At 41.7% G+C, this 21,996-nt stretch carries 21 protein-coding genes; 12 read left to right on the top strand and 9 right to left on the bottom strand.

Annotated features, from left to right (window positions below; translation table 11 throughout):
• Positions 1–43: 43 nt before the first annotated feature.
• On the bottom strand, positions 44–1,414 hold the full coding sequence (locus CGSMWGV1500E_RS04875) for a DUF349 domain-containing protein (RefSeq protein WP_004126897.1): 1,371 nt from the start codon (positions 1,412–1,414) through the stop codon (positions 44–46).
• 95 nt (positions 1,415–1,509) lie between these two features.
• Here CGSMWGV1500E_RS04875 and hisS point away from each other — a divergent pair, with 95 nt between their 5' ends.
• The 12 genes from hisS (at position 1,510) to CGSMWGV1500E_RS04935 (ending at position 16,393) form a co-directional block, all read left to right on the top strand.
• A complete protein-coding gene (gene hisS / locus CGSMWGV1500E_RS04880) occupies positions 1,510–2,910 on the top strand; it encodes a histidine--tRNA ligase (RefSeq protein WP_032843390.1) in 1,401 nt (466 codons plus the stop codon).
• Between the two features lie 136 nt (positions 2,911–3,046).
• Positions 3,047–4,843: an aspartate--tRNA ligase gene (gene aspS / locus CGSMWGV1500E_RS04885; RefSeq protein WP_004126894.1), complete on the top strand. Its 1,797-nt coding sequence runs from the start codon at positions 3,047–3,049 to the stop codon at positions 4,841–4,843.
• 187 nt (positions 4,844–5,030) lie between these two features.
• Positions 5,031–5,801, top strand: coding sequence for an amino acid ABC transporter ATP-binding protein (locus CGSMWGV1500E_RS04890; protein ID WP_032843394.1), 771 nt, complete (start codon positions 5,031–5,033; stop codon positions 5,799–5,801).
• A gap of 73 nt (positions 5,802–5,874) precedes the next feature.
• Entirely contained in the window at positions 5,875–6,708 is an 834-nt protein-coding gene (locus CGSMWGV1500E_RS04895; RefSeq protein ID WP_004126892.1) for a glutamate ABC transporter substrate-binding protein, read from the top strand.
• A gap of 1 nt (position 6,709) precedes the next feature.
• Positions 6,710–7,387: an ABC transporter permease subunit gene (locus CGSMWGV1500E_RS04900; protein ID WP_004126890.1), complete on the top strand. Its 678-nt coding sequence runs from the start codon at positions 6,710–6,712 to the stop codon at positions 7,385–7,387.
• 5 nt (positions 7,388–7,392) lie between these two features.
• Positions 7,393–8,544, top strand: a complete 1,152-nt coding sequence (locus CGSMWGV1500E_RS04905) for an amino acid ABC transporter permease (RefSeq protein WP_004126888.1) — start codon at positions 7,393–7,395, stop codon at positions 8,542–8,544.
• Positions 8,545–8,675: 131 nt separating this feature from the next.
• The gene (locus CGSMWGV1500E_RS04910) at positions 8,676–10,115 is read left to right on the top strand and encodes a UTP--glucose-1-phosphate uridylyltransferase (RefSeq protein ID WP_004126886.1); all 1,440 of its coding nucleotides are present in this window, start codon (positions 8,676–8,678) and stop codon (positions 10,113–10,115) included.
• 229 nt (positions 10,116–10,344) lie between these two features.
• Positions 10,345–12,267: a helix-turn-helix transcriptional regulator gene (locus tag CGSMWGV1500E_RS04915; RefSeq protein WP_004126884.1), complete on the top strand. Its 1,923-nt coding sequence runs from the start codon at positions 10,345–10,347 to the stop codon at positions 12,265–12,267.
• Position 12,268: 1 nt separating this feature from the next.
• A complete protein-coding gene (locus CGSMWGV1500E_RS04920; protein ID WP_004126882.1) occupies positions 12,269–12,607 on the top strand; it encodes a hypothetical protein in 339 nt (112 codons plus the stop codon).
• 15 nt (positions 12,608–12,622) lie between these two features.
• On the top strand, positions 12,623–15,256 hold the full coding sequence (locus CGSMWGV1500E_RS04925; RefSeq protein WP_004126879.1) for a DEAD/DEAH box helicase: 2,634 nt from the start codon (positions 12,623–12,625) through the stop codon (positions 15,254–15,256).
• A 62-nt stretch (positions 15,257–15,318) separates the two neighbouring features.
• Positions 15,319–15,666: an RNA polymerase-binding protein RbpA gene (locus tag CGSMWGV1500E_RS04930; protein WP_004126876.1), complete on the top strand. Its 348-nt coding sequence runs from the start codon at positions 15,319–15,321 to the stop codon at positions 15,664–15,666.
• Between the two features lie 7 nt (positions 15,667–15,673).
• Positions 15,674–16,393: an HAD hydrolase-like protein gene (locus tag CGSMWGV1500E_RS04935; RefSeq protein ID WP_032843392.1), complete on the top strand. Its 720-nt coding sequence runs from the start codon at positions 15,674–15,676 to the stop codon at positions 16,391–16,393.
• A gap of 318 nt (positions 16,394–16,711) precedes the next feature.
• Here the strand turns inward: CGSMWGV1500E_RS04935 and CGSMWGV1500E_RS04940 are convergent, their stop codons facing one another.
• From CGSMWGV1500E_RS04940 to rpe, 8 genes are all read right to left on the bottom strand, one after another.
• Positions 16,712–17,158, bottom strand: a complete 447-nt coding sequence (locus tag CGSMWGV1500E_RS04940) for a hypothetical protein (protein ID WP_004126870.1) — start codon at positions 17,156–17,158, stop codon at positions 16,712–16,714.
• Between the two features lie 67 nt (positions 17,159–17,225).
• The gene (locus CGSMWGV1500E_RS04945; protein WP_004126867.1) at positions 17,226–17,861 is read right to left on the bottom strand and encodes a MerR family transcriptional regulator; all 636 of its coding nucleotides are present in this window, start codon (positions 17,859–17,861) and stop codon (positions 17,226–17,228) included.
• Positions 17,839–18,279: an FHA domain-containing protein gene (locus CGSMWGV1500E_RS04950; protein ID WP_004126864.1), complete on the bottom strand. Its 441-nt coding sequence runs from the start codon at positions 18,277–18,279 to the stop codon at positions 17,839–17,841. The genes CGSMWGV1500E_RS04945 and CGSMWGV1500E_RS04950 overlap by 23 nt, the downstream gene beginning before the upstream one ends.
• Before the next feature lie 18 nt (positions 18,280–18,297).
• Positions 18,298–19,134, bottom strand: coding sequence for a DUF881 domain-containing protein (locus CGSMWGV1500E_RS04955; protein WP_004126861.1), 837 nt, complete (start codon positions 19,132–19,134; stop codon positions 18,298–18,300).
• Position 19,135: 1 nt separating this feature from the next.
• A complete protein-coding gene (locus tag CGSMWGV1500E_RS04960; RefSeq protein WP_004126858.1) occupies positions 19,136–19,468 on the bottom strand; it encodes a small basic family protein in 333 nt (110 codons plus the stop codon).
• A gap of 2 nt (positions 19,469–19,470) precedes the next feature.
• Positions 19,471–20,553, bottom strand: a complete 1,083-nt coding sequence (locus CGSMWGV1500E_RS04965; RefSeq protein WP_004126855.1) for a DUF881 domain-containing protein — start codon at positions 20,551–20,553, stop codon at positions 19,471–19,473.
• Between the two features lie 15 nt (positions 20,554–20,568).
• Positions 20,569–21,174: a CDP-alcohol phosphatidyltransferase family protein gene (locus tag CGSMWGV1500E_RS04970; RefSeq protein ID WP_004126852.1), complete on the bottom strand. Its 606-nt coding sequence runs from the start codon at positions 21,172–21,174 to the stop codon at positions 20,569–20,571.
• Positions 21,175–21,283: 109 nt separating this feature from the next.
• Positions 21,284–21,949, bottom strand: coding sequence for a ribulose-phosphate 3-epimerase (gene rpe / locus CGSMWGV1500E_RS04975; RefSeq protein WP_004126825.1), 666 nt, complete (start codon positions 21,947–21,949; stop codon positions 21,284–21,286).
• Positions 21,950–21,996 lie beyond the last annotated feature (47 nt).

Here is a 21,996-nt window from a genome sequence, read left to right as displayed (position 1 = left end):
TTTTTCAAGAAACCCCATATTGTTATTTAATTTATAAAACTAATTACTTAACAGCATTAAGCCACTGTTCTTTAGTTGCTTTTTCAGCTTCCAACTTAGCTTTACGCTTCTTGTCGGTTTCTTTAGCAATAGCAGCGTTAAGCTCTTCGAGCTGCGCTTCCAATTGCAAAGCAAAGCTGGACTTACGAGCGTTAGCTTCAGGATCAGCATCTCTCCAAGCAGCCTCTTCAACAGCCTTAATCTTCTTATCAACATCATTCAAGCGAGCCTCAATGCGACGCATATCTTCTCGAGGAACAAAGCCAATTGCATCCCACTCTTCTTGAATTTCAGACAAAGCTTTACGAGCCTTCTTAGCAGCTTCCTCATTTTCTACAGGCAGCAACGCTTCTGCTTTTACAAGCAAAGCTTCCTTCTTAGCGAGATTCTCATGCTCTCCAGCATTCAACTTTTCGCGATCAGCCTGTCGAGCATGGTAGAAAGCGTCAGCAGCCTCACGGAACTTAGCCCACAAAGCATCATCGTGCTGACGTCCAGCATTGCCAGCCTTCTTCCAACGATCCATCAAAGCGTTAAACTTAGTAGAAGTTTCACGCCAGTCAGTTGAATCCTTCAAGCTTTCAGCTTCAGCAATAATTGCTTCCTTAAGCTGCTTAGCATTATTGCGAACATGTTCACGCTCCTTAACCCAGGAGTTACGAGCTTGGGAGAATGCGGAACGAGCCTTAGAGAAACGCTGCCACAAAGCGTCTGCATCAGCCTTATTCAAATGAATAGTAGTGCGCTGATGTTCCTGCCATTCGTCGAAAAGAGAGCGAAGCTTATCGTTAAGCTCGCGCCAATTTGTTGAATCGCCCATTTTAGCAACCAACGCTTCAGCACGCTCTACAATATTTGAACGCTCTTTCAAAGCTTTTTCAAGAGCCTCTTTACGGGCTTTTGCAATTTCTTCTTTCTTTTCATCTCCCTTTGCTTTAAGCTCGGCGTGTCGCGCACGCAAAGCAGCAAGGTCACCAACGGCTGCAGGCTCAGCTAATTCTTCTTGCAAAGTGTTAAGCGTTTCATCAATTTCCTTCACCTTTACGTTGGTTGATTCCAACCTTTTAGCGAATAAATCGAGCTTAATTTTCAAATCAAGGTAGCGGTGAATATAGAAAGTCAATGCTTCTTCAGGAGTGCCAGTGGAGTATTGACCAACCTCACGTTCAGTACCATTTTCAGTAACATAAACAGTGCCATTTTCATCAACACGGCCAAAGGTTTTTGCGGATTTAATATCCTCTTCGCTATAAGAAATAGTTGGTGCTTGAGCAACAACACGAGTCTTATGCGCGAAGCTCGCAGGCGATGGAGCAAGTGGCTTTGGCGTGGTAGTAGTTTTAGTAGTTTCTTCAGGTTTAGTCTGTTCGGTCACGGTCGACTCCTTACAGCAGATGCACGGTAACAATGTTACGAATAAGTATGACGGTAAGCCATGATTTTTCCGCAACACCACCTATTATAGTGGACATGGTACAAGGCTCATCTATATCAGGTTTCCCTGAATGGCTTCCTAGTGAACGCGCTGTTGAACAGCGAGTAGTAGATACACTTCGAGAAGTCTTTGAACTAAACGGTTTTATTGGCATAGAAACACGCGCCGTAGAGCAGGGTTCAAGTTTGCTGAAAAAAGGCGAAACAAGTAAAGAAATTTATTTATTGTCAAGATTGCAAGAAGTTGGTCACGAATCTGACACACCCGTGGAAGAACGAATTGGCTTGCATTTTGATTTAACAGTTCCGCTTAGCCGTTACGTTGTTGAACATACTGGAGATTTAACGTTCCCGTTTAAACGCTGGCAAATGCAAAAAGTTTGGCGAGGGGAGCGTCCTCAAGAAGGTCGTTTCCGCGAGTTTGTGCAAGCGGATATTGATGTTGTTGGCAACGGAGAGCTTCCTTCTCATTACGAAGTTGAATTGCCTTTGGTTATGGTTGAAGCTCTCGAGCGATTGAGAGAATTTGGTTTACCAAAAGCTACAGTTCACGCAAATAATCGTAAGCTTTCTGAAGGTTTTTACCGCGGTATTGGTTTAACAGATATTGAGGGTGTTCTTCGCGAAATCGACAAGCTAGACAAAATTGGTGCAGAAGAAGTATCTAAACTTCTTATAAAAGAGTGCGGAGCTAATGAGTCTCAAGCTGCTGCCTGCTTAGAATTAGCTGAGCTTACTGCAAAAACTGGGGAAGAACTAAAGTCCAGCTTTGAATCTTTATGCAATAAACACAATATTTCTACGAGCGAAGATAACGAATCGTATGCCTTAGCTACAGAAGGTGTTGAAACGCTCGCAATGATTGTTGACGAAGCTGCACGCATTCGCCCGGGCGCTGTTGTTGCAGATTTGAAGATTGCTCGAGGACTTGACTACTACACTGGTTCCGTTTATGAAACTTTCCTTGATAATGCAGCATCTTTAGGCTCTATTTGCTCCGGCGGACGCTACGATAATCTTGTTTCTCAAGGCAAAAAGAAGTATCCAGGCGTAGGTCTTTCTATTGGATTGTCTCGCTTGGTTTCTTACATGCTTCATAGCGCCGGCGCTACAGTTTCTAGAGTTTCTCCTGCAGCAGTAATGGTTGCAGTTTGGAATGAAGAAGATCGTCCCGCATGCAACGAGATTGCTAGAAAGCTTCGCGAACGCGGTATTTCAGCTGATGTTGCACCAACTGCAGCAAAACTCGGTAAGCAAATCAAGTATGCAGATAAGCTGGGTATTCCTTACGTATGGTTCCCAGCAGACAGCACAGATTCTGAATCCAGCCATGATGAAGTAAAGAACATTATTACGGGAGAGCAAGTTTGCGCAGACGCTACGTCTTGGCAGCCAGATGATGCATATGCACATCAAACTGTTTCTTGCGCTCAATAATTGCGATTTGCTTTTAAAGATTTGCGATTTGAGATTTGCTTTTTAAGATTTTAATATTTGAAAGCGCGATTCATGCGCTAAACTATTAAAGTCAAAACAAAAATTAACAAAATTATTCAAACAAGGAAGTGGACTTATGAGCCAGACGGCGTATCGCACACACCATGCCGTTGAAGTGACTGAGACATTAGTTGGACAAAATGTAACCATTGCTGGTTGGGTTGATCGTCGCCGCGACCACGGTGGCGTTGCCTTTGTTGATGTCCGTGATAACACAGGCCTGGTGCAGGTTGTTATTTATGATGAGGAAACTGCACGCCCGCTTAGAAGCGAGTTTGTTGTGCAGGTAACAGGCGAGGTTCGCTTGCGTCCGGATGGTAATGAAAACGACCACTTAGCAACCGGTAAAATTGAGATTGTTGCTCAAACTGTTACAATTCTCGCTAAATCCGACGCTCTTCCATTCCAAGTTTCTACAGCTTTGGAAAACGAGTCCGAAAACAAGCTACCTAGCGAAGACGTACGTTTGAAGTACCGTTATCTTGATTTGCGCCGTCCATCAATGCAGCGAAATCTAAAGCTTCGCTCAAACATGGCTAAGGCTGCGCGCCACGCTTTGGAAGATATGGACTTTACAGAAGTAGAAACACCAACGTTTATTAAGTCCACTCCAGAAGGTGCTCGCGATTTTGTTGTTCCAGCACGTTTGGTTCCAGGATCTTGGTACGCACTTCCACAGTCTCCTCAGCTATTAAAGCAGTTGCTTATGGTTTCTGGTGTTGAGCGCTACTATCAGCTTGCTCGTTGCTATCGCGATGAAGACTTCCGCGCAGATCGCCAGCCTGAGTTCACTCAGCTAGATATGGAGATGAGCTTTGCAAGCCAAGAAGATGTTATGGCTATGGCAGAGCGCGTTATTGCCGCTATTTGGAAGGAAGCTGGCCACGAAATCACTCTTCCTTTGCCTCGAATCACTTGGCAGGAAGCAATGGATAAGTACGGTTCAGATAAGCCAGATTTGCGTTTTGGAAACCCACTTATTGAGTTGACTGACTTCTTTAAGAACACTCCATTCCGAGTATTCCAAGCTCCTTACGTTGGTGCTGTGCTATTTAAGGGTGGCGCCGAAACTCCTCGTCGTCAGTTTGACGCTTGGCAGGATTGGGCTAAGCAACGTGGTGCTAAGGGCTTAGCTTACGTAGTCTTCGGTGAAGATGGCGAGCTTAAAGGCCCTGTTGCTAAGAATCTTAGCGAAGAAGAGCGCGCAGGTTTGAAGGAAGCTGTTGGTGCAGAAGACGGCGACGCAGTATTCTTTGCAGCAGGCAGCCGTGAGTCTTCCCAGCTTTTGCTTGGTGCAGTGCGCGTTGAACTTGCTAGCCGCGCAGGATTGCTTCACCCAGATGAGTTTGCTTTCACTTGGGTTGTTGACTTCCCATTGTTTAAGCGCACAGATGATCCAGACGATGATGATGTTGCAGTTGGCCATTCTAAGTGGACTTCTATGCACCATCCGTTCACAATGCCATCTGCTGATTGGATTGACAAGTTCGATAAAGACCCAGAGCATGCAATGAGCGATTCTTACGACATTGTTTGCAACGGTAACGAGATGGGCGGCGGTTCTGTTCGTATTCATCGCGACGATATTCAAGATCGCGTGCTTGACGTTCTTGGAATCGACAAGGCCGAAGCTGACGAAAAGTTTGGATTCTTGCTTGAAGCTTTCAAGTATGGTGCTCCACCTCACGCAGGTATTGCTTTGGGTTGGGATCGTACTGCTGCAATTTTGGCAGGAGCAAGCTCGATTCGCGACGTAATCGCCTTCCCTAAGGCTGGCGGCGGTCGCGATCCTCTAACTGGCGCTCCAGCTCCAATTTCTGACGAACAGCGCGCAGAAACTGGCGTAGACTACGATCCTGAAGAAGAAGAGTAAATAAAATCTACTCTTAACTTATTGTTACGAAGCCGTTGATTGTTGATTTAATAATCCTCAATCAACGGCTTTTTGTAACCTAAGAGTAACAAAACGTAACGGTGGCGATAAATAACCGTAACACAGCTTGGCTAGACTTCTTTTTATGGATAAGCAAGTATCAAAGTCAGATCCAAACGCCGAGGATATGACTAATAGCACTTCTAAAGTGCTCAAAGCGGCAAATCCCCTTGTAGAATTAAGCCATGTCGAAAAGCATTTCGGAAAACTACATGTGCTTAAAGATATTAATCTCACTGTCAATAAAGGCGAAGTTCTCGTTATTATTGGCCCATCCGGTTCTGGAAAATCAACGATGTGCCGTACAATCAACCGTCTTGAAACAATTGATTCGGGAGATATTCGCATAGATAGCAAGCCACTTCCACAGGAAGGCAAAGAGCTTGCATCCTTGCGCGCAGAAGTTGGAATGGTATTCCAGTCATTTAATCTTTTTGCAAATAAAACAATACTCGAAAACGTTACTCTTGCACCAATGAAAGTTCGTCACATGGATCAGCAAAGCGCTGAAACTCTTGCCATGGAATTACTTACTAGGGTAGGAGTAGACAATCAGGCCAATAAAATGCCTTCACAACTTTCAGGCGGGCAGCAGCAGCGCGTAGCAATCGCTCGAGCGCTAGCAATGCAACCAAAAGTTATGCTTTTTGACGAACCAACTTCCGCACTTGACCCAGAAATGGTTAACGAGGTACTGGATGTTATGGTTGAGCTTGCAAAAGATGGCATGACAATGATTTGTGTTACGCACGAAATGGGCTTTGCTCGTAAAGCTGCTGACAGAATTGTGTTTATGGCCGATGGTCAAATCCTCGAACAGGGTACTCCAGAAGAATTCTTCGAGAATCCAAAAACTGATCGAGCAAAAGATTTCCTTTCCAAGATTCTTACGCACTAATAGCGCTTTTTTCAATTTCGTTTTAGCTTAAACGCCAAAACATGCGAAAACAGTTCTTATGAAGGGAAAAGATATGAAAATATTACATAATCGCATTTTTCGTGCGATACTAGCGATGCTTTGTACCGTATGCTGCGTTATGCCGCTTACAGCTTGCGATCGTAGCGATGGTAAAAAAGTAATACGCATTGGTATTAAATTCGATCAGCCTGGTATGGGTTTCAAAAAAGCAGGAACTTACGTTGGCTTTGACGTTGACGTTGCTAAGTATGTTGCCAAAAAGCTCGGCTATTCAGAAGATCAAATCGTATGGAAAGAATCACCATCTAAGCAGCGTGAAGCAATGCTTCAAAACGGTGATGTCGATATGATTGTTGCATCATATTCCATTACTGACGCTCGCAAGAAAATGGTTTCATTTGCAGGACCTTACTTTATTGCCGGACAAGATTTACTAGTTCGCAAAGATGAGCATAAGGTGAGTGGCCCGAACGATTTAGATGGTAAGCGTTTATGCTCAGTATCTGGTTCAACGTCTGCAATAGTTATTAAAGAGAAGTACTCTTCAAAGGTACAACTTATGCAACAGCCAGGCTATGCTGAATGTGCAACTGCATTATTCTCAGGCATTGTGGATGCTGTAACTACTGACGATATTATTCTTGCTGGCCTAGCTACAGCTTCTAGAGGTCGTTTAAAGCTTATTAGTAAACCATTTACCGCAGAATATTACGGAATTGGCATCAAAAAAGGAAATACTAGCTTAGCTAAGAAAATTAACGCCGCCTTAAAAGAAATGATTCATAACGGATCTTGGAAGCGAGCTCTAGACGATAATTTGCGCGGAACTGGTTTTAAGCCAAACGCAAAGTATAATCCGCCAATTCCTCAAGAGGGGGAGATGTAATATGCAAGATTTCGTGCAACTTTTTACCTCCTACAATATTCCAGGAGCATTCTTGGTCAATATTGAAATCACCTTATGGAGTGTACTGTTTTCAACAATAATTGGTGTAATACTTGTTACGATGCGCATTTGCCCTGTGGCTTCTTTACGCATGGTTGCAACTGCCTACGTTGAGCTTTTTAAAAACATGCCTCTTACAATCATCATGGTTTTCATGGTGTTAGGCGTGTACGCTCAGCTTAAGCTTGGTTTCTCACCAATTTTTGAAGTGAATTTCTTCTGGCTTGCAATTGCTGGATTATCACTATATACGGCAGCGTTTGTGTGCGAATCTTTAAGATCCGGACTTAACACTGTTCCTGTTGGTCAAGCTGAAGCCTGCCGCGCTCTTGGATTAAACTTCTTCCAGTCGGCAACGCAAGTGATTTTGCCACAAACATTCTGCGGATCTGTAGCACCTTTGGGTAACACTTTTATTGCATTGCTTAAAAACTCTACAGTTGCTGCAGCAGCATCTGTTGCAACAGAAACTTCAACAATGATGAGCGAAATGATTGAGAAGCATGCGGATTTAATCGTACCAATCTTCTTAATATTCGCCTTAGGATACATCATCCTCATTATTCCTATTGGAATTTTGACAACGTATCTGTCTAACAAGCTTGCTGTAAGAAGGTGATAGTGATGGCTAAACAACGTGAACAATCATTATTATTTGACGCTCCAGGTCCTAAAGCTCTTAGGAAGATTCGAGTAGCAAATATTATTGCAGCCTGCGTGTTTGCTGTATTCGTTATTGCTGTACTAATGCGACTTAGCAATCCACCAGAAGGAGAAAACCAGCTTTCTTGGGTATTGTGGAATCCAGCTATTGAATCTGAAGCATGGGTTGATTTCTATCTTCCAGGATTATGGATGACTTTGAAAGCTTCCATGCTTGCTGTAGTAGGTTCCATAATATTCGGCTTATTCTTTGGATTGTGCCGTCTTTTACCTAATTTCATTATTCGTAGTATTTCTGCAGTAATAGTTGAGTTCTGCCGAGCCGTACCAGTATTAATGCTTATGATTTTCTTGTGGAGAGCATTTGCACTTTCTGGCATGAAAGAGGCATCATACTGGGCTGTAGTTCTAGCTTTGATTATGTACAACGGCTCCGTTGTTGCCGAGCTTGTTAGAGCAGGCGTTGGTAATCTGCCAAACGGACAACGCGAAGCTTCGTTAGCATTAGGCTTAAGCGAATACCAATCTCTTACACAAATCGAAATGCCACAGGCTATTATTGCTATGATGCCTGCTGCAGTAACTCAGCTTGTTGTTGTTTTGAAGGATACTGCTCTTGGTTCGATTATTATGTACACTGATTTACTCCAGGAATCTCGTCGACTTGGATCAATGTACTTTAATATTTTGCAAACTTTAAGCGTGGCAGCAGTTATATACTTCCTGATTTGCCTTGCGCTATCTTGGTTTGCAGAATGGCTCCCAGCTCACTTGAAGAATCGCACTGCGGCTCCAACAGAGGCAGACCCTGTTGCACCAATTGCTATTATGGATCCTTCTAACGTGAACCAGATGGCTGTGGCTAACGAGGTTAAGGAATTGCCTTATGGCGGTACTCCTCGTAAGTATCACGTCCATCACCGTGGAACTAACGCTTCTATCCATCATTGGCGTAGAACTCGCTACATACAAGGCTATGATGAGCATCACTTAAAAACTGGCGACGAGACAGAAGGAAATCTTAAGAATGCTCAAAACAATTTTGACAACAAATCAAAAAACAAGCCAAAGGATAATCATAAAGATATTAAAAAAGATAATCCAAAAGCTTAGCTTGTAGCTAAAATTTGTAGCAAAATTTAGGAAGCGTAGTTAGTGACTTTAGTTGCTGACTACGCTTTTTGTAGCTAAACTATTAAGGTCATAAACTATTTATGGCCACATACATACAAGGAGGCTAATACATGGATGGCGCGTTTGAATTGTCCGCTGCAAAGATGCGCGAACAAGGAATGAGCGAAATTGCTATTGAACAATTTGAGCACTTGTATAACGTTTGGAGCGTAAATAAATCTGGGGATAATTCAGGGGAGTTTATTCGCGAAAGCACAATTGAGCCTATTAAAAGCGTTCCAACTTTTCACGAAATTTACGAAACTATTGATCACGATAAAGCAGTGAACGCATTCGCAAAAACAGCGTTTATTAAACTGAACGGCGGTTTGGGAACTTCTATGGGATTGTCTTGCGCAAAATCTTTACTACCAGTTCGCAGACATAAAGCTCGTCAAATGCGCTTTATTGATATTATTATCGGTCAGGTTCTTACAGCACGTCAGCGTTTAGGAGTTGAGCTTCCACTGATTTTTATGAACTCTTTCCGCACTTCTCACGATACTTTGCAAGTTCTAAAACGCAATCGTAAGTTTATTCAGGAAGATATTCCAGTTGAAATTATTCAGCATCAAGAGCCTAAACTTGTTGAAGAAACAGGAGATCCGGTTTCTTACGAAAAAGATCATTGCCTTGAATGGTGTCCTCCTGGACATGGTGATATTTTTTCAACTCTGTGGGAATCTAAATTATTACAAACTTTAAAAGAGCACGGTATTGAGTATTTGTTTATCTCAAATTCCGACAACTTAGGCGCAAGACCTTCAAGAACACTTGCACAGCATTTTGAAAATACTGGCGCTCCAATCATGATTGAAGTTGCAAAACGAACCCAAGCTGATCGAAAAGGTGGGCATATTGTTCGAGATGCTCAAACTGGAAGATTAATGCTTCGCGAAATGACACAGGTTCATCCGGAAGATCGCAGAAGTGCGCAAAGTATTAAAAAGCATCCATATTTTAATACGAATAATATTTGGGTTCGTGTTGACGCGTTGCAAAAAAAGCTGGAAGAACATGATGGAGTTTTGCCACTTCCTGTTATTTGTAACAGAAAAACAGTTGACCCAACTGACGAAACAAGCACTCCAGTAGTCCAATTAGAAACAGCAATGGGCGCTGTTGCATCGCTTTTTGACGAAGCGCTTTGCGTGGAAGTAGACCGTATGCGTTTCTTGCCTGTTAAAACCACAAATGACTTGTTTATTATGCGATCCGACAGATTCCATCTTACTGATTCTTACGAGATGGAAGATGGAAATTACATATTCCCAGATATTGATTTGGATCCACGCTATTACAAGAACATAAACGATTTTAACGAGAGATTCCCATACTCCGTACCAGCTTTAGCTGCTGCAAAATCGGTTACAATTAGGGGAGATTGGACTTTTGGCAACCAGGTATCAATGTTTGCTGACGCAGTATTAGAAGACACTGGTGAGCCAAGTTATGTTCCAAATGGAGAATTTGTTGGACCGCAAGGAATTGAACCAGATTCATGGGTTTAGTATGGCGTGTCGCGAAAAAATGGCGTATTTTCAACGTTGTTTGTGTTTGTGTGAACAAAAAATATAGAATTATTGTAACTTTTTTCAAAAAATGTCCACACGTACCGCAAAACACCATTAAAATAGAAAAGGTTGTGTAATACTGCAGCGCAAATAAAACCGCATTTTGCAAGTTTTGCATGCACTTACACATAAGTAAACAGATTTCAAACATGATACGTGAGGACCAATGGTAGAAGGAAGCAACGGAAGGCGACGTTTTTCCGACAAATGGGGCAAACACGAGCTCGATGTGCTCGCTGTATTGTCTTCCGCATTCCCGCAATGGCTGACTTCGCGGCAAATTGCACAGCGCGTTAAAGCATACGCAGATTCTTATGGTGAGCTTGCTGACCAAGCAGCCAAAGCAGCATTCGCAAAACAATTCCAGCGAGATCGCGCAAAACTAGCTGCTATGGGAATTGCAATCGAGTCTAGGCAGCCTGAATACTCATCGAAGTCCGAAGGTCAAGACTTTGCTTCATATCGTTTGCAATTAGGCGATGAGCCTCGCGTGCGTTTACGTTTTGACCAATCTGAATTGCCAGTGTTAGCAGCAGCAAATTATCTTGCTCGCTCAATGTCTATTTCTTCTATTGAATCGGATCAGCATGAGCAGCAGCGTACTTCTCGCACAGCTCCACGAGTTCCTCAAACTCCTATTCCTGGATTAGGTTTGGATTCTATTGCGCCTGGTTTAGGTACTCAAATGCTTCCTGATTCTTTGGTGAAAGTTATTGATTCTCGTCGTTTTGCAGCAACAGTTGACGTTGACGGAGAACACTTAAATGTTGCTTATACAGATGCAGACGATTTAGCGATGTTTGTGCTAGAGCATCCAGGCTCAAGCGTTGTAAGCCCACAAGAGGCAGTTGACGCTTTCCACCGTCGCTTGCACGCAGCTGTAGATTTTGCAGCATGCAACGAAAATAACAAACTTAATAGCGAAGAAGATAACGAAGCACCTTTGCAAAATACTGAAGCGCAAGATGCTGAAGCAGATAAATCTCACGCAAAGAAAGGATCTTCCTTCCAAACTGGCAGCGAAGTTGACCGCCGTTTACGCTTGATGCTTTTCTTATCTGCCCATCTTGGCGAAGAATTCCCATTAAACGAACTAGCTGAGCGTTTTATTGGAAAGCCAAAGAGTGAGGATGAGCTTCGTCGTTTCGTTACGATTCTTCACAAAGATATTAATACGCTTACTACTGTTTCCGACGACGGTGAAATGGCAGGCAGCCAATTCTTTGACATTGATTGGACTCTTCTTGAAAACGAGGGCATTGTTTCTGCAACAAACTCTTTGGGTTTGGAGCGTCTTGCTGGCATTTCTCAACAGTATTTGAGTATGCTAACCGCATCTGCTAACTATTTAGCACACTCTCTACTGTTGCCAGTTGAGCAGCGAGCGCAAGCTGAATCGTTGTATAAGCGTCTTCGCCGCCACGTGCTTCCAGGCCAAACTCCTTGGCTAAGCTTAACAGGCTACGAAATCGAGCCTCGCAATTGCTCGATTGTGCGTAGTGCTATTAATGCCTCCGCTTTGTTGGATATGGAGTATACCGATGGAGCTGGCCGTATTCGACGCAAAGTTGTGGCTCCTTCAAAAATTTATGTTGATGAAGGCGTTTACTACGTTGCTGTTTGGACTGATGTTGAGAATCAAACACCTGAAGATAAGCGCGAGTTTGTTTCTAAAGATACGACTATTAACAAGGCAAATGGCTTACCTCGAATTTGGCAGGTGCTTCGCGTAGCTAGAATCGAGCGTGCGGAAGTTGTGGAGCCTGTGTCTAAATTAGAAATTCCAGACGTTCCAGTTAGCGAGCTTCGTAAGTGGAGTTTTGACAATGGTACTGAAACCTGCTTCACTACTGACGAAATAGAGCTTAATTTCTTAAAGAATTTATCTGGAGCTACTATTAAACCTTGCGGAAACGGAGTTGAGGTTCATCTTACGGTTTCTTCAGATTCTTGGTTCGTGGCATTTTGTATTGCTCATGCTCGCCACATTACTGCTGTTGCTCCAGAAACATTGCGCAGTATGATTATTGCCCGCGCACAGCGTGAATTAAGCGTTAATCACGCTGATAGCACGAACTCGGAGGAGTAATATGCCATGGTGGATTTGGCTAGTCATTACAGTGTTTATGCTGTGCATGATTTCCGCCGGAATAGTTGTAGTTGTTTTAAGCGCAATAAAACTAGCTAGGACTTGCGCTAACTTTACAGATAGTGCTGCCTCTAAGTTTGAAGATTTGAACGAGTCTAATGAAAACGACGACGAGCCTAAAGATCCTCTTTTTACTCTGCCTATTCAAAAAGCTGCAGAACGCTATGAGAAAACCAGAGAAAAAGTGCTTGAACACCATCAAAAAATTCGCGAAAATCATCATAAAATATGGCAGCACTGGGATGAAAAATCTCTTCGAGAAGAAGATATTAAACTATAAAGCTCATAAAACAATTTGAACAATAAAGATAGCGCGGGGCATATTTTGCATAATTCACAAACAGATAACTGCAAAAACGGTGACGTTTTATTGTCTCCTGCTCAACGTTTTGCTGCTTTTCGTGAAGTTATTAAACATGAGCACTCAATGGCCGCAAATTTTGAACGTTCTTTACCTTTTGATTTAGACGATTTTCAGCGTGAAGCAATTGATGCGCTGGAAGCTGAAAATAATGTTTTAGTCGCTGCTCCTACAGGTGCAGGAAAAACTGTTGTTGCAGATTTTGCAGTATTTTTAGCTCAACAGCGTAACGTAAAAGCCTTTTACACTACGCCAATAAAAGCTTTAAGTAATCAAAAATATCATGATTTTTGCGAACAATACGGTTCTAAAAATGTTGGTTTACTAACAGGAGACACATCTGTAAATCCTGAAGCAGATATTGTTGTTATGACAACTGAAGTTTTGCGCAATATGCTGTATGAAAGCTCTATTACGCTTAATTCTCTTGGATTTGTAATTCTTGACGAAATTCATTATCTTGCAGACAAATTCCGTGGGGCAGTTTGGGAAGAAGTTATTATTCACCTTCCAAAAACAGTGAAAATCATCGGTTTATCTGCAACAGTTTCTAATGTGGAAGATTTTTCTGCATGGCTTGAATCTGTGCGTGGAACAACACATTTGGTTGTAGATGAGCACAGGCCTGTACCTCTTGAAAGGCATGTTGTTATTCAGGAAGATGGCAGAACTGAGCCTGAATTATTGGATTTGTATGATCGCGACAATAAAGGAAACGAAACTAAACGCGTAAATCCTGCATTAACTAGGAAACTTAACGAATGGGAGCATCGCGCTCGTAGACGTCAGGATTCATACAGTGACAGCAAATACCGTTATAGAAAAGGAAAAAAGCGTGTTGTTAGAAGGGGAGTGGCCGAATCAGATAAATCTGCTCGCCGCCATACTCCTAAACGTTGGGCTGTTATTGACGAATTAGATTACTTGAGGATGCTTCCAGGAATTTACTTTATTTTTTCTCGTTCAGGCTGCGATCAGGCTGTTCAGCAATGCTTGAATGCTGGATTAATTCTTACTTCCGATGATGAAATGTATGAAATTCGCAAAATCGTTGACACCATGGTTGCAAATCAACTTTCAAAAGAAGATTTGCATGCACTTTCTTTTGAAAGATTTAGGTTTTCACTTGAACAAGGTTTTGCAGCTCATCATGCTGGAATGATTGCATTATTTAGACATATTGTTGAAACACTATTTGAACGCGGTCTTATTAAAGTTGTTTTTGCAACAGAAACACTAGCCTTAGGCTTAAATATGCCTGCAAGAAGCGTTGTGGTAGAAAAGCTAGTAAAGTTTGATGGCACAGGTCATGTTCCTCTTACTCCAGGCGAATTTACGCAGCTTACTGGCCGTGCTGGAAGGCGCGGAATTGACGATATTGGTCATGCTGTATTAGTCGATCATGCTGATTTTATTCCAGCTCAAGCTGCAGCACTTTCTAGTAAGCGAGTGTATCCTTTACATTCAAGCTTTGTGCCAACGTTTAATATGGCTGTTAATTTGCTGCATTCAAGCGATGCGGATACTGCTCGCACAACTTTGGATTGCTCATTTGCACAGTGGGAAGCTAATGCTTCAGCCCAACGTTTACATAGTCGCATGAACGAACTTGAAACAGCTCTTAAAGGATATGAAGAAGCTTTTCACTGTGAACAGGGAGATTTTGCTGATTTTCTTCAGCTGCGCATGAAACTTAAAGAAGCTCAGCATGATCAGCGTCGTAAGCTTAAACACACCTTATTTAAGACTGATGCTGAAAGAAGTGCAGCTTTTAAGAAGCTAGATGACACTATTTCTTTGCTTCGCGAAGAAGAGAGAAAGCATCCTTGTGCTGCATGCCCAGATATTCAACAACATTTACGTTGGGGATACCATTGGATGCGCGAACATAAGGAGCTTGAGCAAGTGCGTGAACGTTATGAATCTCGTACTGGTTCTGTTGCTCGAACTTTTGACCATATTTGTGACGTATTGTACAGTTTGAATTATTTGCAATCTTCTAAAGATAATAACAAGCAAAATATTTTATGCCTTACTGATCGCGGACAATTGTTGCGAAGACTATATAATGAACTAGATATTGTTTTTGCTGAGGCGATTTGCGAAGGAATTTTTAATAATCTTACGCCTCTTGAATTATTATCATGCTTGTCTGCATTAGTTTATGAATCTAGAGGACCTGCAGGGGGAGAACCTAGACGCTATCCAGGCGGAAAAGATGGTGCAATATTTAATACAGTATTGAGAATGAAAGAATTGTTTATGCGTACTAGCGCATTATGCGCAAACGCCCATCTTCCATCTTTAAGACCGCTTGAATTTGGTGCGGTTGATATTATGTACGATTGGGCTCAGGGAGCAGATTTAGCCGACATTTTGCAAAATAGCGACAATACTGGCGGAGATTTTGTTCGTCAAGCAAAACGTCTTATTGATTTACTCACCCAGCTTTGCGCAGCGGGAGAGTATTTACAAGCTATAAGCGGTGTCGATAAGAATCTTGCATCTAACGCTCACGAAGCTGCATTACTTATGAACCGTGGCGTTGTGGCATATTCGGATGTGTAACGTTTGTAACAGCTAGTCCGTGCAATTAGGTAGTTTTATAAAGTACTAAATAAGGAGATACTATGGCAGAACGCAGTTTACGTGGTATGAGCATTGGCGCAAAATCTTTGGAATCTGACGATAATGTAGATTTTGCTGCGCGCGAGGATGTTGCATATGTGTGCCCAAAGGGTCACCGCACAATACTTCCTTTTGCTCAAGGTGCTGATGTTCCTGAAGAATGGGAGTGCCGCTGCGGTTCAATTGCTCATCGCGAAGGCGAAGACGACCGTCCTGACGACGATTTTAACAAGCCGTCTCGCACACACTGGGACATGTTGCTTGAACGCCGTAGTGAAGACGAATTGAAGACTTTACTAGATAAGCGTTTGAAAATGCATCACGAAGGCTGGATTCCTGACTATGAGTGATTGCTCGATGACCTCGAGAAAAATCTCACGAAATGTTGTGCTGTTAGATCTTGATGGCACTTTAACAAAATCTGACGTAGGAATTATTACCTGCGCTAAGCTTGCTTTGAAAGAATTAGGTCAGCCTATTCCTGACGATGCTGAAATGCAACGTTTTATAGGACCATCTATTTTAGAATCCTTCCAAAGAATTAAAGTTCCTGAAAATCTGCAGATGCAGGGTCTTGCTATTTATCGCAAATATTATTCTGAGATTGCTACTTTTGACGATCCGAACGTTCCTGGAAGCAAAATCCCAGGTTGTTTGCTCAATAAAGTATACGATGGTATTCCTGAGCAGCTTATTAAATTGCGCGAAGCAGGTTTTTATCTGGCGACCGCATCATGCAAGCCTGAATATCAAATGAAACCTATTTGCGATTATTTCGGATTTAATAATCTTATTGACGGAATTTATGGCGCGAGTAGGGATATGTCGCGTATTACTAAAGCGCAAGTTATTCGCTACGTATTCGATCAAATAGGCTATGATGCGTCTCAAGGAGACAGAGCACTTATGGTTGGCGACCGTTGGACTGATGCTGACGGAGCAAAAGAATGCGGATTAGATTGCTTGGGATGCGCTTGGGGTTACGCTGAACCTGGTGAGCTTAAAGCACACGAATCTTACAGGATTATTGACAACGTAAGCGAATTAAGCACAGCAGTTTTAGAATATTTCGCTTAACTTATTGTTTAATAAGACTTTTGTAAGACGCGCGACATTTTCTTTACAAGCTTGCGCTGTTTTAGTCGGATTTTTGCAAAAAAGCGACATAAACTACGCAAACTTGAGTAATTTTGGTCGAAATTTAACGAAAAAACGACATTTTCTTTACATTACTGTGCAGTTTATGTCGTTTGAGCTTATTGCTCGAGTATATTTACTTGATATATTTATCCGATAATGTACGTTATGTCAAATTAGATTAGAATACGCAAAATAAAGCATAAAAAACATAAAAAGTAGTACTCATTTTATAATTTGTAACTTACTTTTATGCTGCTACTTATTTTTTCTATTTTGAGATACTGCATACGCTGAATAACCAATCATTGCAGCTAAAGCAATAAAAGCACATAAAATACTACAAGTTTCAAATGGAATAATCAACCTGTAACCTGTAAGATCAACAGTCTCTTTATCAATAAGATGATAAAAATTACAAACCTCGTTAATTATGAACGCTAAAATCATAACAGGCCATCCAGCTAAATAAACTGCAACAGCATTCCACGGAATCAACGGCATAGGCTCTGACGGCTTATATTTAGAAACATCTCCGCCAATACTTTTAATATACTTTTTCTCTTTATATATCTTTTTGTTTCGACGAGAAAACGGTATAAGAAACATAATTTCGCTAACTAGGAAAATTAAAGAAGGAGCAAAACAAAAAACCATTACAACGCAAACTAAAACATTGCTAAGCATATTATTAGTAAAAAGCATCTATATCCTCCCTCTTAAAAAGGCCACGCATAATAATTGCTACTCAATAATTGTAGACTAATACCTACTATCCCCACGTTTCTTGAACTAGATTCCAAGAACTATGCTTATTCAACGAAGTTTTTGTAATAGATGATTTTAAATTAGATTTAGATGAAGATTTACCAGAAATTTTCTTGTTGCCTTCTGTTTTAGTATTTTCAGAAGATGCTTCTAAAGCTAAATCATCTTCTACACGCGCCACAATACGCCCAACAGCAATAGCAAATACAGCGAAACCAGAAGCAAGCATACGACGCATATTTTCTTGATTCTCATCACATTCTTGAACAGACTGGCCGTCGCAAATAATCGTCATGTTGCGCAAACGATCCTCAGAATAACGATTGAGAAAAATAATAGCAGTCGTAACATTTACTAAATTCACGCCAGCATCAAGCAGCCTTTTAGCAACTGCCATAATCGCAACATCCTTAAAAGAATATAAACGACGAGAACCAGATCCATTAGATGCGTGTATCGAAGGTTCTATAATGCTTTTACGCGCCCAATAATCTAACTGCCGGTAAGTAATACCAGCAACCTTCATAGCAACGCTACCGCGATATCCTAGCTGATCAGATGATAGCGAAAAACCAAAAAGCTCCCCCTGAACAGCATAAGAAGAATTATCGGAAGAATTATCGGACTGTAACTGCGTCATGAGCGAAAAATACCAGTCGGAATTTACCAATCATGATTTCATCACCATTATGAAGCACAGCTTCATCCACTCTTTCACGATTTACGTAAGTTCCGTTCAAGCTTCCAGCATCAATAATGCTAAAAATGCCGTTAACACGCTTAAACACTGCATGAGAGCGAGAAACAGTTGAATCATCGAGCAAAATGTCAGCATGCGAATCGCGACCAACTGACACCAAATCCTCGTCAAGAAGATAACGAGAACCGGAAACCGCTCCCCTGGTTGAAATCAACAATGCGGTTCCAGGCAGCAATTTTGATATTGTGTCAAAATCATCCTGCTGCAAAGGACGATCCGAAGTAGTATTCATTGGAATATGAATAGCTGGCATACCAATAATAGTTGTTTCGCCAGCGGTAGGAATTGGTTCAGTCATACTTGCTATTCTACCTTGTTACTCGACGGGTTTTGCATATTCGTACTGTTTTGGCGCGCGTGTCGCAGTAATTTCTACCTCATCTGGCACAGAAACCAAAACAGAAGAGCCAAATTTAATCTTCAAACGCGACCCAACACCGCCAGCAATATTAACAGCATTTTGAAGATTCTGCGGATCTCCGATTGCCTTAACAATATATGGCGGATCAATCATAACGCCGTCGCATAAAAGCCCATGCTTTGTTTGCGAAATATAGCTTGAAGTCACAATGCGAACATCATTAATAGACATAACTTCTACACCAGAATTTCGCAATTCCTCCACAAGCTGAAACATGGTTGCGGCGTCAATATTTTCCTTCTCTCCTGCTGTAATGTGTATAATAATACCCCTTCCAACAGCTGGAAGACGACCAGAAATAAGACCATTGGCTTGTGCGTTTTGTTGAGCAATTCTTCGCGCCTCATCCTGCTTATTAACTGCCTGCTTTAAAGAATCAAGCTGACCGGTCAACTCACTTTTTCTCATTTCAAGACTCTGAATTTGAGAATGCGTTTCGGTTATAAGTCGAGTTAATTCTTCCTCGCTCATTGTTTCATACAGTAAAGAGTTGCTTCTATTAACTTGAATCATATAAGCAAATCCTAAAAGAGCACAAAGAAGCATCATTAAAAGTCCGGTAAATATTCGCGTGTAAGTAATATGACCGCTTAAAGACGGCTTTACTCTACGGCGAACAGCAGGAAACGAACCCGTTTGAATTGCATCGCTTTCAGAATCGTGAGCATTCTGTCTGCGCATTTTATGAATAATGTCATCCCCTCGAGAAGCATTAGAAAACAGTGGTCGCATATTAACTCCTGAAAATAAAGCGACGAATTGCAGAAACGTTCGAGAATATTCGAATACCAAGCACAACAATAACTGCAGTCTGCAATTGAGCGCCTACACCAAGCTGGTTTCCAAGCAAAACAAGTAAAGTCGCTGCAATAACGTTTGAGAAGAACGAAATAACGAAAACTTTATCCGAAAAGTTTCGCTCAAAATATGCACGAGCCGCACCAAGCAATGCATCCAATGCTGCAACCACCATAATTGGCAAATATGGTTGAATGACAATAGGAATATCTGGACGCACCACAATGCCAATTAGCACGCCTAAAATCAAGCCTAGAATTGCTGCCATGCTTATCTCCTATTTCTTTCGCTAGCAAAATTAATATCACCTGTACTAGCTGCGTTTAGTTTTATAACCCTGGAAGGTGAAATTTGTGGATTAATACCTGCGTTAAGTAAAGAAGTATACCAACGTACACGTTTTGCTGCATTAAATGCTCGCATTAATTCATTCGTGTCACCAATTGCTTCAATAACGTAAGGGCTTTGTGTTTGATTAACACCAACAAGAATTGTTTGACCAGCAATACGAATAGACGTTTGAGCGCCAATTCTATGCCCATTAACAGATATAGCCTCAGCTCCAGCTTCCCATAATGTTGAAACTAGTCTTTGAATATCTCTATCGGTAACAAGACGCATACGAGCACCGTTATTTTCCCTAGGCAATGAACCACTATTTGTGTCAGACCTAGCAGAAAGAGGATTTGCAATAGTTAAAGTAACTCCGCTTCCTTCAACAGCATGCGTACCGTTAACCATATCGTCGGATTTACTAACTTCGTCTTCCTCAGCAGTTGTAATACGCTGCGATTCATGATCAACACTATTTCTAAGCTGAGTTACTTCTTTAACAAGCTTGTCAAAACGATTCGTATAACCAACTAACTCGTTCGCTAAAGAAGAGCGTATTGCTTTTCTTGGATCCGTGTGAAGCTTGCGAACAAACTGGCTACCAACAGTCCCAATAGCAATACAAATAAGAAAAACAATGATACGCGTAAACCACTTGTGCCATGGTTTAACAGGCTGTTTGCCTAAACGAGCATCCATAAATAGCGGGTCAACAGGCCGATTGGTTAAGTCGTCAATTAAACGAAGAGCATAATCATCGATATATCGACGCCGATCGTGACTATGCGCAAAACGATCTGCAGTTAGAACAACATGGTGATATTCAAGACCTGTAAAGTATTTTGAGAATAGTGCGCGACGACGCGATAACGCAATACCATCCGATGCTGCAAAAGACTCAGGCATATCCACGCTAGAAACGCTAGAGACACTAGAAACGCTAGAAGAGTTAGAAGTCTTAGCAGACTTCTCTTCTACAAAATCTTTCTGAGCGTTATCTAATGCACTATTTTGAGTCATATTAACCTACATAGTTTACTTAGATTTTGCACCAGAAAGTAGCACATAGGCTTGTCTGTAATAAAGCAAACCGGCATACCAGTAAAGTACGATACCCCACACTCCGCAAGCTATAGCGGCAGCATACAGCACAAACATGGCCTCAGTGCTAACAGCATATACAATCATAAGAGACACAATAGCTAACATAATAAGAGCAGTCCCAGCTTTACCAACAAAATTAACCGGTAACGGTCCGTAATCGTGTTGAGCCAAAAGAACCACCAAAGCTGCCATAATCACATCTCTTAGAACCACTAATACAAGCGCCCACCACGGTATTATTCTTGCAATTGCCAACGCTATAGTACTGAAAATAATCAGAAGGCGATCAGCTATAGGGTCGAGAATTTGACCTAATTTACTAACTTGATTCCAGCGCCTAGCAATATAACCATCAATACAATCAGAAAAAGCAGAAATGGCTAAAACAATCAGAGCAAGAATCATATGATTCTTAGTAATAAGCCAAGCTAAGTATGGAATTGAGCATATGCGAAGAAAACTAATAAGATTAGGAACAGTTAGAACGCGATTCATCGCCTTAGGACTGTATTCCTGATTCATCACGAACTTAACCATAAATCTTCCTTAATCACATATTTGCGTGTACTGAAACAAATATTTATATTCTCAGTTGTTACAAATGATTTAAAATATTGGGGCACTTTTGATGCCCCAATACAAACAACTATGCACGCCAAGCGGCTTGAGCAGTATTTCTAATAGCTTCAATAGCTTTTGCAGGACTTTCAGCTCCGTAAACTGCAGATCCAGCCACAAGCACATCAGCTCCAGCTTCAGCAACTGTAGCAGCTGTAGAAGGGCTAACTCCACCATCTACCTGAATATGAGTTTGAAGTCCTCGGCGAGTAATTTCATCACGCAAACGACGAACTTTATTCATCTGATTGCTCAAGAACTTCTGGCCTCCAAAACCTGGTTCGACTGTCATAATAAGAACCATATCGAATTCGTCAAGAATATCGAAAATAGGTTCAACCGGTTCAGCAGGGCGAACAGCAAAGCATGCTTTGCAACCCATATCCCTAAGCTGGCGAGCTAAACGCACAGGAGCATGAGTAGCACCCATGTGGAAGCTTACAGAAGCAGCCCCGAGCTTAGCATATTCTGGAGCCCAACGATCAGGATCTTCAATCATAAGATGAACATCTACTGGAAGCTTGGTAACTTCGCAAATACGCTTAACAATTGGCTCTCCCAAAGTTAAGTTCGGTACAAAGTGATGATCCATCACATCTACGTGAACAAGATCCGCATTCGATATTGCGTCAAGATCGCGCTCAAGATTGCAAAAATCTGCGGAAAGAATACTAGGTGCTATTTGTATATTCATGTGTTCCATTCTAGGAAATGCAAGAGACTAGAATGCCAATAAACGGT

The organism is Gardnerella vaginalis 1500E (genome assembly GCF_000263595.1).
Taxonomy (GTDB): Bacteria; Actinomycetota; Actinomycetes; order Actinomycetales; family Bifidobacteriaceae; genus Bifidobacterium; species Bifidobacterium vaginale_E.
Note: the sequence above shows the minus strand (reverse complement) of the source record. Positions and strands in the feature narration are given on the sequence as shown.